At 71.7% G+C, this 11,406-nt stretch carries 10 protein-coding genes and 1 pseudogene; 1 reads left to right on the forward strand and 10 read right to left on the reverse strand.

What is annotated here, in order from left to right; translation table 11 throughout:
• The first annotated feature begins 9 nt into the window (after nt 1–9).
• A complete protein-coding gene (locus BM430_RS27630) occupies nt 10–1,701 on the forward strand; it encodes a LysM peptidoglycan-binding domain-containing protein (protein WP_093570440.1) in 1,692 nt (563 codons plus the stop codon).
• A 123-nt stretch (nt 1,702–1,824) separates the two neighbouring features.
• Here the strand turns inward: BM430_RS27630 and BM430_RS27635 are convergent, their stop codons facing one another.
• The 10 genes and pseudogenes from BM430_RS27635 to BM430_RS27680 all read right to left on the reverse strand — a co-directional run bounded on the left by BM430_RS27635 (nt 1,825) and on the right by BM430_RS27680 (nt 11,249).
• Nucleotides 1,825–2,364 (reverse strand): hypothetical protein, encoded by a 540-nt coding sequence (locus tag BM430_RS27635; protein ID WP_093570441.1) that lies wholly within the window; start codon nt 2,362–2,364, stop codon nt 1,825–1,827.
• Between the two features lie 90 nt (nt 2,365–2,454).
• A pseudogene (locus tag BM430_RS27640) lies at nt 2,455–2,975 on the reverse strand (Hsp20 family protein).
• Nucleotides 2,976–3,174: 199 nt separating this feature from the next.
• A complete protein-coding gene (locus BM430_RS27645; protein ID WP_093570442.1) occupies nt 3,175–3,921 on the reverse strand; it encodes a YebC/PmpR family DNA-binding transcriptional regulator in 747 nt (248 codons plus the stop codon).
• Between the two features lie 204 nt (nt 3,922–4,125).
• The gene (gene phnE / locus BM430_RS27650; RefSeq protein WP_093570443.1) at nt 4,126–5,007 is read right to left on the reverse strand and encodes a phosphonate ABC transporter, permease protein PhnE; all 882 of its coding nucleotides are present in this window, start codon (nt 5,005–5,007) and stop codon (nt 4,126–4,128) included.
• Nucleotides 5,007–5,891: a phosphonate ABC transporter, permease protein PhnE gene (gene phnE, locus BM430_RS27655; RefSeq protein WP_093570444.1), complete on the reverse strand. Its 885-nt coding sequence runs from the start codon at nt 5,889–5,891 to the stop codon at nt 5,007–5,009. Before phnE (BM430_RS27655) ends, phnE (BM430_RS27650) begins: the two co-directional genes overlap by 1 nt.
• A gap of 418 nt (nt 5,892–6,309) precedes the next feature.
• Nucleotides 6,310–7,251: a phosphonate ABC transporter substrate-binding protein gene (phnD, locus tag BM430_RS27660; protein WP_093570445.1), complete on the reverse strand. Its 942-nt coding sequence runs from the start codon at nt 7,249–7,251 to the stop codon at nt 6,310–6,312.
• 32 nt (nt 7,252–7,283) lie between these two features.
• Nucleotides 7,284–8,099: a phosphonate ABC transporter ATP-binding protein gene (gene phnC / locus BM430_RS27665; RefSeq protein WP_093570446.1), complete on the reverse strand. Its 816-nt coding sequence runs from the start codon at nt 8,097–8,099 to the stop codon at nt 7,284–7,286.
• Between the two features lie 75 nt (nt 8,100–8,174).
• Nucleotides 8,175–8,780 (reverse strand): LbetaH domain-containing protein, encoded by a 606-nt coding sequence (locus BM430_RS27670; protein ID WP_093570447.1) that lies wholly within the window; start codon nt 8,778–8,780, stop codon nt 8,175–8,177.
• A gap of 2 nt (nt 8,781–8,782) precedes the next feature.
• The gene (locus BM430_RS27675; protein ID WP_093570448.1) at nt 8,783–9,460 is read right to left on the reverse strand and encodes a DUF1045 domain-containing protein; all 678 of its coding nucleotides are present in this window, start codon (nt 9,458–9,460) and stop codon (nt 8,783–8,785) included.
• A 277-nt stretch (nt 9,461–9,737) separates the two neighbouring features.
• Nucleotides 9,738–11,249: a fumarate hydratase gene (locus BM430_RS27680; RefSeq protein WP_093570449.1), complete on the reverse strand. Its 1,512-nt coding sequence runs from the start codon at nt 11,247–11,249 to the stop codon at nt 9,738–9,740.
• Nucleotides 11,250–11,406: the final 157 nt, after the last annotated feature.

Genomic DNA, 11,406 nt, shown 5'->3' on the forward strand with positions numbered 1-11,406 from the left:
CTGCATCCCATGATGGCCCGCTCGCGTCGCATTCTCGTCACGGCACTGCTCGGCGTGCTCGTCGGCCTCGGCGTGATCGTCGCGGCGCTGCTCGGCCGGCCTGCGCGGAAGCGGATCATGGTCGACGCGGATCCGCCGGCCCCGGCCCGATCCCCGGTCCTCCGGGTGGGGAGCGGCGGGCGGGCGCTGGCCGTCGCCGGCCTAGCGAGCCTGCTGCTCCTGGCCGGGCTCGCCTACCGGAATCGCGACGCGTTCGTCGGGCTCACGTCGGAGCCGCCGGCCGGGACCGGCACGCCTCTGGCCCTCCTGTCGCCGCCGGGGGCCGGAGTCGCGCCTGCGCCGGCCCCGACGGCGGGGACGCCGACCGCCGCGTCCCCGACCCCCGCGCCCGGCGGGCCGGCCCGGCTGCCCGCCGCGTCTCCCGCCCCGAGTTTCGACGTCGTGCGCGTCGAGCCGAACGGGGACGCCGTCATCGCCGGGCAGGCCGCGCCGTACGCCTCCGTCGAAGTGCTCGTCGACGGTCGACCCGCGGCGCGGGCGCGGGCCGGTGCCGACGGCACCTTCACCGTGACACCGCCGCCCCTGGCGACCGGAAGCCGCGAGATCGGCCTGCGCGCGACCGATGCCCGGGGCGACGAACGGCGCTCGCCGGCCCGCGTCGCGGTCGTGGTCGCTCCGGACCGGGATGCCAAGCCGCTCGTCGCCCTCACCTCGCCCGACCGGCCGACGGTGGTCCTGTCCCAGCCCGAGAGCCCGACCGCGAGCCGCCCGTCCCCCATCGACGGGCCCGGCAGGCAGGCGCTCCGGGCGGAATGGGGTCCCGCACCGGTGCAGGACGCGCCGCGTTCCGGAGATGACGGGCGCGGTTCCAAGGCCTGCCGTGCGGCCTCCGGCATCGAGGCCGAGGCCGGCCGGGCGGAGGGCGGGTCTCCGTCGTCCGGTGCGGCGAACCCGGCGCCGATGTCGCGCCGGGCGGACGCGCCCGCCACGGCGGCGGCACCGCCGAAGGTCGTCAGCATCGATGCCGGGACTGGCGGATCGCTGTTCGTCACCGCGAGGGCGGAAGCGGGGGCGAGCCTGCGGCTCTACCTGAACGAGACGCTGATCGCCCCGGCCACGATCGGCCGCGACGGGATCGTGACCTTCACCATCGGCCAGGGCGTCAAGCCGGGATCCTACAGGGTGCGGCTCGACCTCGTCGATCCCGCGACGGGCCAAGTCCGCGACCGGGCGGAGGTGCCGTTCACGGCGCCCGATCCCGGCCACCACGACGGGATCGACGGATCCACGGCGCGGCAGAACACGGCCCACGCGGCCGGACCGGGCCCTGCGGAGCTGCGCGCCCGCGCGGAGGATACGGCCGAGGCCGACCGCGAGCGCCGCGCGGCCCCGGCCGGCCCGCCGTCTCCCTTCAGCACCGGCAGCGTGCGCACCGGGGGCTTGGCCGCGACCGCCCCGCCCCGGCCCGGCGAGACCTCCTCCGAGGTGTCTATCCCGGGAATCGAGACGGTCCGCATCGTGCGGGGCGACAGCCTGTGGCGGATCAGCCGGCGCACCTACGGCGAGGGGGAGCGTTATTCGGTGATCTACGACGCCAACCAGGCCCAGATCCGCGACCCGGATCTCATCTACCCCGGACAGGTCCTGGTCCTGCCGAACCAGGACACCCGCGACACCGGCCAGGAGGGGAAGCGCGAGTGAACCGGAGTGCCGCCCCCGGCTGAGACGTGGATCCGGCCTCGGTCCCGACCGGCGGCGAGAAGCACATCCAGACTCCGCAACCAGAAAGGCGGCGGCCGGGCCGGGCCGGCCGCCGCCTTCCGGTCACGCGAGAGCCACGTGCAGCCGCGCCTCGGATCCGCGGCGCGCGGCGCCACCAAGGGCGAGCGCCGCGGCACCCGGCGGCGTCCGCGGCCGGGGCATCGCCGCCGCCGGGCATGGCGGCGGATCGTCATCGTCGTCCCGCCGGCGGGACCGGATGGTGCGGTGCAGGGCCGCGAGGCCGCGCGGACGCTTTCGCGGCGGCCCGCTCCGCGCCGGGCGGGCCGGGTCGTGGTCGAGCTGCGCCAGCGCTGCCAGCACGGCATCCACCGAGACCGGCTCGGCCCTGGCACCGGCCAGGCAGCGCAAGCCGGGCGCGCCCTCGAGGGCGCAGGCATCCGATGCCCAGGAGGCCAGGACCGCGCGCTTCTCGGCCCGGGTCAGGTGCGGGTGCGCCAGCACCTCCCGCGGATGCCGAAAAACGTCGCCGGGGGCGACGAGGGCCTGCCACGCGTCGAACGAGGCCGGCGGCATGGTCGGCGGGTTGACGGGTCCGGACGTCGCGGGTCCGGAGCGGGTGAGATGCGTCTCCATCATCGACATGGATCATCCTCCCTCGTGTGAACGACGAAACGGGGCCGGTCCCCGGGGGCCGCTGCCCCGAGGTCGGTTCCTCCACGGATCGAGCGGGGATCAGGCGGCCTTGACGCGGTCTTCCCGGGCGCGGTCCCCGGCGCTCCGGTTCTCGACCTGAGCCGGCGCGTTGTCCTGCCCGAGGGCGGCCTGGCTGCCGCCGATGGCGATGCGGCGCGGCTTGAGCGCCTCGGGCACCTCGCGCTTGAGGTCCACGGCGAGCAGGCCGTGCTCCAGGCTGGCACCCGTGACCGTCACGTGGTCGGCCAGGTTGAAGGTCTGGCGGAAGGCGCGGGCCGCGATGCCGCGATGCCGCGATGCAGGTAGGCGCGCTCGGCCTCCCTGTCCTTCTTCTGGCCGGTGACGACCAGCGTGGTGTCGTGCTGGGTCAGCTCGATCTCGTCCGGCGAGAAGCCGGCCACCGCCATGGTGATGCGGTAGGCGTCGTCCGCGACCTTCTCGATGTCGTAGGGCGGCCATTGCGTCGACGGCTCGACGCGGGCGGCCTGGTCGAGCATCGAGAACAGGCGGTCGAAGCCGACGGTGGAGCGGTAGAGCGGGGCGAAGTCGTAAGTCCTCATGACCACATCCTCCTGAAGAGCAACGTGATGACGAGGGCCGCCGGAGACCTGGAGCATCGTCCGCGTCGTCGGACGATGGGTCCGGCGCCCGAATTGCGAGCCCGTCGGGGCCTCGCGCGCAGGGAACGCGCCGGCGCGGGACAGGTTCCGCAGATCGGCAAATTTTTTCGGGGCGGCCGCGACGGGGCCGCCCCGCCCCTCACCCCTGCATCTTCGCCAGCATGGCGTCCGAGACCGCGAAGTTGACGAAGACGTTCTGCACGTCGTCCTGGTCCTCGATGGTTTCGACGAGGCGGATCAGCTTCTCGGCGGTCTCGTCGTCGACGTCGACGGTGTTCTGGGCGCGCCAGATCAGGGCGGTGCGGCGGGGCTCGCCGAAGCGGGCCTCCAGGGTCTTGGAGACCTCGCCCATCGCGCCCTGCTCGCAGGTGATCTCGTGGCCGCTCTCGTCGGACTTCACGTCGTCGGCGCCGGCCTCGATGGCGGCCTCCAGCATCGTGTCGGCGTCGGCCACCTTGGCGTCGAAGGCGACGAGGCCGACGCGGTCGAACATGAACGACACCGCACCCGTCTCGGCGAGGCTGCCGCCGGACTTGGTGAAGGCCGAGCGCACGTCCGACGCGGTGCGGTTGCGGTTGTCGGTCTGCGCCTCGACGATCAGGGCGGCGCCGCCGGGGCCGTAGCCCTCGTAGCGGATCTCTTCGTAGTTCTCCGCGTCGCCGCCGGCCGCCTTCTTGATGGCGCGCTCGATGTTGTCCTTGGGCATGTTCTCGGCCCGGGCCGCCAGGATGGCGGCGCGCAGGCGCGGATTCATCGACGGGTCCGGCGTGCCGAGCTTGGCCGCCACGGTGATCTCTCGGGCGAGCTTGGAGAACACCTTCGAGCGGACCGCGTCGACGCGGCCCTTGCGGTGCATGATGTTCTTGAACTGTGAATGCCCGGCCATGGTGCTCCCCGGCGGATGATCGTCCTCGCGCGCGGAGAGCGCCCGGCGGGGCTCTCGACGCCGCCGAGGGACGCGTGAGACAGCCGGCTTATAGGCGCCCGCCCCCGGGGAAGACAATGAGGAAGACAATCGCGCCGCGCGCGGTCTTCACGCGCCTTCGCAGGCGCGAAAGCGTGGTGGAATCAGGGGCCTAACCGCGCGGGGTCAGTGCGCCGCGCCCCCGATGATCGCCCGGCGCAGGCGGCCCGAGACGAGGTCGATCAGCGCCACGGTGACGAGGATCATGAGCACCAGGAAGGCGACCTGCTGCATCTCCAGCACGCGGATCAGCTCGGTGAGGTACTGGCCGATGCCCCCGGCCCCGACGATGCCGATGATGGTGGCCGAGCGGGTGTTCGACTCGAAGAAGTACAGCACCTGGCTCGCCAGGACGGGAAGCACCGCCGGCACCAGGCCGAAGCGCACCCGGTGCAGCCGGCTGCCGCCCGACGCGGTCACGCCCTCCTGCGCCTTGCGGTCGGCGGTCTCGATCGCCTCGGAGAAGAGCTTGCCGAACGCCCCGACATCCGAGCACGCGATGGCGAGCGCGCCGGCGAAGGGCCCGAGGCCGACGACGTTGATCCAGATCAGGGCCCAGATCAGCACGTCGACCGAGCGGATCACGTCGAAGCCGCGGCGCACCCCAAAGCGCAGGAAGGGGTTCGGCACCACGTTGCGGGCGGCGAGGAATGCGACCGGGAAGGCGAGGCAGGCCGCCGTCAGCGTGCCGAGGAACGCGATCGCCAGGGTCTCCCCGAGCGCGGTCAGGAACAGGCCGAGGCGCCCTTGCGCCGAGGGCGGCAGCATCATGCCGGCGAAGTCGCCGAGGCGGTGCAGGCCGTGGAGGATCCGCAGCAGCGAGAAGTCGAGCCGGACCATCGCGACGACGGCGAGGCCGATGACCGCCGCGAGGGTGCCGAGGATGACGGCGCGGCGCGGCCACGAGGCCCGGAAGACCTGGGGGTGGCGGGCGCGCAACCCGTCGAGGTCGGCGAGGGCGGCTTGCCGAAGGAGAGACCGGCGCAAGGGCGAGGGCGGGCGGCGCATCACGGGTGGGCCTCCCGGCCGAGGAGGTGGTGGCGCAAGCGCTCGGTGGCGAGGTCGATCGTCACCACGGTGAGGATGATGAGGAGCAGGATCGCGCTCACGTCCGCGTAGTAGAAGTTGCGGATCGCCACCAGGAATTCCTGGCCGATGCCGCCGGCGCCGACGAACCCCATCACGCCGGCCCCCCGCACGTTGATCTCGAAGCGCAGCAGCGCGTAGGAGGCGAAGTTCGACAGGACCTGCGGCACCACCGCGAAGCGCACGGTCTCAATGAGGCCCGCGCCCGTGCCGGTCAGGCCCTCGACCGGCTTCATGTCGATGTTCTCGACGACCTCGGAAAAGAGCTTGCCGAGCGCCCCCGTGGTGTGGATGGCAAGCGCCAGCACGCCGACCATCGGCCCGAGCCCGAAGGCGATGACGAAGATGAGGGCGAACACCACCTCCGGCACGGTACGGCACACCTCCAGGAAGCGCCGGGCGCAGAAGCGGATCGTGCCTGAGCGCACGAGGTTGGCGGAGGCGAGGAAGCAGAGGCAGAAGGCCGCGATGCCGCCGAACAGCGTGCCGAGATAGGCCATCAGGACCGTCTCGGCCAGGAGTCCGAGCCATTTCGGCAGGCCCCAGTACCAGGCTGCGAGGTCGGCCGGGAGGTTCGCCCAGGTCAGCGGCGGCAGGATCTGGGTGATGTAGGTGGTGAAGTTCTGGATGTTGTCGAGGAAGGTGAGCGGCCGCACCTCGGCCATCCAGCCGGCCAGGAGATACAAGGCTACGATCGCGACGAAGACCGCCAGCGTACGCAGGCGCGTGGACGCGACGGCGCCGGAATAGGTCGCGAGCAGCGTGGTCTCGCGCTCGGGGGGCAGTCTGTCGATCTGGACGGTCACGGGTATTTGCGTCTCCGGGGCCGGATGGAGCGCTTTCCCTCGGAAAGAGAGTCCGGCGAGAAAATCGAGCGCGGGCCTCCCCTCTCCCCGCGGGCGCAGGGCTATCCGGGGAAACAAAAGGGCGCGGGCTTTTCCCCTCCCCCCCTCTGCGGGGGAGGGTGGCCCCCGCGTCAGCGGGGGTCGGGAGAGGGGAACCACGCTTCCGGAGAGGTCACGACCTTCATGAAGAGCGCCCCCTGGGCCAGCGTCGCGCTGCCCCTCTCCCGGCCTGCTCCGCAGGCCACCCTCCCCCGCAGAGGGGGGAGGGGAAAGCATGTGCTATTTCTTTCCCCGGACAGCCCTGCGCCCACGGCGAGAGGGGCGACCCGCGCCTCTTCTGTTAGCCTCGGCCCTCCTCACCGGAGGAAGGCCGTCACCCTCACGACCGCTTGCGCTGCTCGTCGTTGTGGCGGAGCATCTCGATGATCGGCTGGTAGTCCTTCAGCGTCACCGGGGTGAGATCGAGGTCCTTGCCGTCCGAGAGCTTGTCGAAGGCGGCCTTGTCCTTGGTCGGCAGGTCGACGAAGGCCTGGCGGATCGAAGTCTTCAGGTCGTCCGGCAGGCTGGCGAGCACCGCGAACGGGCCCTCGGGCAGGAACTCGGACTTGAAGACGATGCGGAATTCCGACTGCTTCATCGGCGTGCCGTCGGCGTTCTTCACCATGCCCTTGGTCAGCATCCGGGACAGGTTGCTGTCGGTGTCGGAGTTCCAGAAGTTGGCGGCGGCGTCCGCGGTGCCCTGGGCGAGCGCCAGCACGGCGTTCTCGTGGCTGCCGGCGTAGAAGGTCTTGCCGAAGAGCTTGTCGACGTCGTGGCCGGCCTTGTGCAGGAAGAAGCGCGGCGCCTGGTTGCCGGAGGTCGAGTTCGGATCGACGAGGGCGAGGCTCTTGCCCTTCAGATCCTCGATCGTCTTATACGGGCTGTCGGCACGCACGTAGATCACCGAGTAGTAGCCCGAGACGCCGGTCTCGTGCTTCTGGTTGACCACCGGCTCGATCTTCACGCCGGTGATGACGGCGCGGGCGAAGGAGGCCGGGCCGTAGAAGCCGATCTGGATGTTGCCGGCGCGCTGGCCCTCGATCACCGCGGCGTAGTCGTTGGCGACCCGCAGCTTCACCGGAACGCCGAGCGCCTTGGTGAGGTAGGCGGTGAGCGGCGTCCAGCGGTCGACGGTGCCGGAGGCGTTCTCGGCCGGGATGACGCCCAGCGTCAGCTCGGGGTACTTGGCCTTCCAGTCCTGCGCCGAGGAATTTTGCGCCAGGGCCGGGCCGGCGGCGAGCGCCAGGAGGGCGGCGCCCACGAGGGTGCGACGGTTCAGCATCGGATCGGGTCCTTCTTGGAACGGGGAATGTCTCAGGCGCTCAGCGCCTCGGCGTGGCGGACCGGGATCGGCGCCACGAAAGGCTCGGGCTCGCCCCGGTCCATCACTTCGCCGGCCTCGAGTCCGTAGAGGGTGCGGGCGACGTCCTCGGTGAGGTCGAAGCCGCGGCCGTCGAAGACCACCCGGCCGGCCGAGAGGCCGATCAGCCGGTCGCAATAGGCCCGGGCGAGGTCGAGGGAGTGCAGGTTGCAGAGCACCGTGATGCCGTAGCGCCGGTTGGCGTCGGCGAGCGCGTCCATCACCAGGCGGGTGTTGCGCGGATCGAGGGAGGCCACCGGCTCGTCCGCCAGGATGATCTCCGGCTCCTGCACCAGGGCGCGGGCGATGGCGACCCGCTGCTGCTGGCCGCCCGAGAGCTGGTCGGCCCGGTTGGCGGCGAAGGCCCCCATGTCGAAGTTTTCCAGCGCCGCGAGAGCCAGCGCCTTGTCCTCCTCGCTCCACAGCTTCAGGAGCGAGCGGTGCGCCGGAACCTGGTTGAGCCGACCCATCAGCACGTTCGTCATCACGTCGAGCCGGCCGACGAGGTTGAACTGCTGGAAGATCATCGCGCAGCGGGCGCGCCAGGCCCGCAGGGCCTTGCCGCGCAGGGCCGTCACGTCGGTACCGTCGTAGAGGATGCGCCCGCCCGTCGGGTCGGCGAGGCGGTTGATCATCCGCAGCAGGGTCGACTTGCCGGCGCCCGAGCGTCCGATCACGCCGACGAAGCTGCCGCGCTCGATGGCGAGGCCGACGCCGTCCACGGCCCGGCGCGCCCCGTATTGGCGCGTGAGATTCTCGACAACCAGCATCCGTTCGCCCGATTTCGCTGTTCGGGCGAACGTAAACGCCGGTTCAACGACAGCCGGATGACAGTCCTTCAGTGCTTAGCCGGCGTACTTGTCGAGGAATGACTCGATCGGAAGCTGGCGAAAGTCCGGAAGGGCGTGGCGCAACCGGTCGTGGTCCCAGTCCCACCAGGCAAGCGCGAGCAGGCGCTCGGCGGTGGCCTCGTCGAAGCGGCGGCGCACGGGGCGGGCCGGGTTCCCGACCACGATGGTGTAGGGCGCGACGTCCCGGGTGACGATCGCGCCCGCCCCGACCACCGCGCCGGTGCCGATGCGGCACCCGGGCAGCACCACGACCCCGTGGCCGATCCAGACATCGTGGCCGATCGTCACCGGGCTCGCCCGGCGGCGGTCGAAGAAAGCGGGCTCGTTCGCCTCCTCCGGCCAGTACGAGGCGGCGCGGTAGGTGAAGTGGCTCTGCGAGGCCCGCTCCATCGGGTGGTTGCCCGGGTTGATCCGCACCATCGCGGCGATCGAGCAGAACTTGCCGATCGTCGTATAGATCACCTCGCCGTCGTTGCCGATGTAGGAATAGTCGTCGAGCACGGTCTCGGCGAGGCTCGTGCGCGGGCCGATCTCGGTGTAGCGGCCGAGGCGGCATTCCCGGACCCGGGCGGTCGGGTCGATCCCGAGTTGTCCGGCCATGATCACCCTCCGAACGGAATGCGCTGCACGACCCGGAACGGGCCCGCGCCGTCCTGGCGCAGCACCGACAGGGCGTCGAGGGTGAGGTTTTCGCCCGCGCCGTAGGCCGCGGCCAGCCGCTCGCGCCAGGGCGCGCGGGCTTCCTCCGGCAGGGCATCCGTCAGGGTCATGTGGAAGCGGAACTCCTCGAAGACGTACGGGTAGCCCCACCGCGCCAGCAGCGCGCGGCCGCGGGGGCTCAGGCGCTCGGGATGGCGGCGCGCGGTCTCGGCCGCGGTGAGGGCGGCGCGGAACGGCTCGAAGGCGGCGACGCATTCGGCGGCGAACAGGCCGAGCTCCGGGGGGGCTGCGTCGGGGATCAGGGCCGTGAAGGCGCCGAGCGTCGCGACGTGCAGGGGGCCGACCGGGACCGGGGGATGGTCCGCCGCCAGGGCGGCCGCCGCCTCCAGGAGGTCGGCCTCGCCCATGCCGGGGACGAGCCGCATCGGCGCCTTCAGGGTGGCGTGGAAGCCGTACCAGCGGGGGGACTCGGTCGCGCCCGCGAGGTCGGCCATCCCGTCGGGATGGGGGATCTCGGCACCGGTGTGGTTGTCGGTGCCGAGCACAGCGTTGCCGAAGCGGGCGAGGTCCGATCCGGGCTTCGGCGTGAAGTAGAGGGCGTAGCGGGGGATGCCGGTCACGCGGTTCTCCTTGTTCCGCGTGATTCAGCACGGGGGCGTGACTGAACGGTGACGGAGAAAGGCGCGAGGATGGCCGCGCATCAACCCTCCCCTCTCTGCGGGGGAGGGTGGCCTACGGAGTAGGCCGGGAGAGGGGCAGCGCGACGCTTCAGGACAAGGCGCCCTTCACCACGGTCGCGACCTCTCCGGAAGCGGGTTCCCCTCTCCCGCCCCGCATTCGCGGGGCACCCTCCCCCGCGGAGGGGGGAGGGTTCAGCCTGCGCTCGACCGCCGACCGTTACGCCGGCGCCAGTTCCCGCACCGGCCGGCGCCACCTCGCCGGCCCGTCGCGGTGGACCGAGGTGCCGGCGGCGTCGACCGCGACCGTCACCGGCATGTCCTCGACGACGAATTCGTGGATCGCCTCCATGCCGAGATCGGCGAAGGCGAGCACCCGCGCCGCCTTGATCGCCTTCGACACGAGATAGGCCGCACCGCCCACCGCGATCAGGTAGGCCGCGCCGTGGCGGGCGATGGTCTCGACGGCCGCCGGCCCCCGCTCGGCCTTGCCGACCATGACGAGGAGGCCGGTCTGCGACAGGATCGGCTCGAGGAACTTGTCCATCCGGGTGGCGGTGGTGGGACCGGCGGGCCCCACCGCCTCGTCGCCGACGGCGTCGACCGGGCCGACATAGTAGATCGCCCGGTCGCGCAGATCGACCGGCAGCGGCTCGCCCGCCTCCAGCATCCGGGTCAGGCGCAGGTGCGCCGCGTCGCGCCCGGTGAGCAGGCGGCCCGACAAGAGCAGGGTTTCGCCGGCGCGCCAGGTCGCCACCTCCTCGCGGGTGAGCCGGTCGAGGTCGACCCGCCGTCCGGCCGCCGTCGCGACGCTGATGTCCTGCGGCCAGAGGTCGAGGGAGGGCGGGGTGAAGACGGCCGGACCGCTGCCGTCGAGGGTGAAGTGGGCGTGCCGGTCGGCGGCGCATTGCGGGATCAGGCCGACGGGGAGCGAGGCGGCGTGGACCGGGAAGGTCTTCAGCTTCACATCCAACACGGTGGTGAGCCCGCCGAGCCCCTGCGCGCCGATGCCGAGCGCGTTGACGCGCTCGAAGATCTCGAGCCGCAGTTCCTCCTCCTTCGAGGACGGCCCGCGGGCGCGGATCTGCGGCAGGTCGATGGGGTCGAGGAGCGAGAGCTTGGCGAGCGTCATCGCCTTCTCGGGCGAGCCGCCGACGCCGATGCCGAGCATGCCGGGCGGGCACCAGCCGGCGCCGAGCGTCTCGACGGTGCGCACCACCCAGTCGGCGACCGAGTCGCTCGGGTTGAGGGCGGCGAACTTCGCCTTGTTCTCCGAGCCGCCGCCCTTGGCCGCGACGTGGACCTCGACGGTGTCGCCCGCCACCATCTCGACGTGGAGCATGGCCGGCGCGTTGTCGCCGGTGTTGCGGCGGCCGAACAAAGGCTCGGAGACGACCGAGGCGCGCAGCGGGTTGCGCTCCTCGCGCCAGGCCCGGCGCACACCCTCGTCGACGATCTCCTGGAGCGAGCGGTTCGAGACGATGCGGGCGCCGAGCCCGATCTTCATGAACACTTGAGCCGTGCCGGTATCCTGGCAGATCGGCCGCCGGCCGAAGGCGGCCATGCGGGAATTGACCAGGATCTGCGCCATCGCGTCCCGCGCCGCCGGGCTCTCCTCGCGCCGCCAGGCGTCGGCGAGGTTCTCGATGTAGTCGGCCGGGTGATAGTACGAGATGAATTGCAGGGCGTCGGCGATGGAGGCGACCAGGTCGTCTTCGCGAATGGTGGCCATGGTGGTCCCCCGAGGATGTTCTACGTCGCTGATCGTTGCAGCATAGGCCGAACACAGCACTGCGTCATGTATGGACGGCCCCCGTTTCGCAAGGGTTTGTGAGCCTCGGTTTGTGCCAGTCGGTTCAGGAGCAGTCATGTATCCGGCCTCTGATGCC

It is taken from the genome of Methylobacterium sp. 174MFSha1.1 (assembly GCF_900116815.1).
In the GTDB taxonomy this organism is placed as follows: Bacteria; Pseudomonadota; Alphaproteobacteria; order Rhizobiales; family Beijerinckiaceae; genus Methylobacterium.

Excerpts from the sequence above, each read along its gene's own strand:
- phnD (WP_093570445.1), bottom strand. The coding sequence starts at position 7,251 with ATGCTGAACCGTCGCACCCTCGTGGGCGCCGCCCTCCTGGCGCTCGCC.
- phnC (WP_093570446.1), bottom strand. The coding sequence starts at position 8,099 with ATGCTGGTTGTCGAGAATCTCACGCGCCAATACGGGGCGCGCCGGGCC.
- BM430_RS27680 (WP_093570449.1), bottom strand. The coding sequence starts at position 11,249 with ATGGCCACCATTCGCGAAGACGACCTGGTCGCCTCCATCGCCGACGCC.
- BM430_RS27630 (WP_093570440.1), top strand. The coding sequence starts at position 10 with ATGATGGCCCGCTCGCGTCGCATTCTCGTCACGGCACTGCTCGGCGTG.
- BM430_RS27635 (WP_093570441.1), bottom strand. The coding sequence starts at position 2,364 with ATGTCGATGATGGAGACGCATCTCACCCGCTCCGGACCCGCGACGTCC.
- BM430_RS27670 (WP_093570447.1), bottom strand. The coding sequence starts at position 8,780 with ATGGCCGGACAACTCGGGATCGACCCGACCGCCCGGGTCCGGGAATGC.
- BM430_RS27645 (WP_093570442.1), bottom strand. The coding sequence starts at position 3,921 with ATGGCCGGGCATTCACAGTTCAAGAACATCATGCACCGCAAGGGCCGC.
- phnE (WP_093570443.1), bottom strand. The coding sequence starts at position 5,007 with ATGCGCCGCCCGCCCTCGCCCTTGCGCCGGTCTCTCCTTCGGCAAGCC.